Origin of the sequence: Liquorilactobacillus uvarum DSM 19971, from assembly GCF_001434935.1 — a bacterium.
Taxonomy (GTDB): Bacteria; Bacillota; Bacilli; order Lactobacillales; family Lactobacillaceae; genus Liquorilactobacillus; species Liquorilactobacillus uvarum.
Genome location: NZ_AZEG01000112.1, coordinates 1 through 494, shown reverse-complemented (window position 1 = coordinate 494; position 494 = coordinate 1). Strand labels below are relative to the sequence as shown.

Sequence of the window (494 nt, the reverse complement as noted above, 5' to 3'; positions counted from 1 at the left end):
GGGGCTTATCGTGTTTACACGCAATCAAATTACAATATTGGCCTAGTCATGCACTTATTAAATCATTCAAGTGAAGCCATGACTTTAGTTTATTTAGGCTTAGACCAAGCAAGTACCGAAAGTATGTTAGATCAAATTGATTTCGGTTAGTTTTCTTTGAGTTTTTAGTTGTTGCCGAAGGCAACTTCTGAGACAGATTTTAAGCGCAAAACCCCACTAAATTTTTGTGGGGTGTAAATGCGCATTGACCTAGTTTCACTTGGCCTGCTGATAACCACAAAATCAATTTCCGTCGTTGTTAAATTGAATGTATTTTTAATTCAATTTATGCTTGTACTTAACTAAGTTTGTTATGTTTTAAATACTTACAAAGTGCTGAGGAAAGGCACAATCCTATTTTATTCATTCGACTTCCAAAGCAAAAAGTCCACACCCAATAAAGTGCTCCATAATTGTTAGACAAGAAATCTAACAGTTATGGAGCACTTTTTCTA

General features: G+C 34.8%; 1 pseudogene. It reads left to right on the top strand.

The features are described from left to right. Window positions 1-150 (top strand): annotated as a pseudogene (locus FD20_RS12680) (site-specific integrase); the annotation flags it as partial. Window positions 151-494 lie beyond the last annotated feature (344 nt).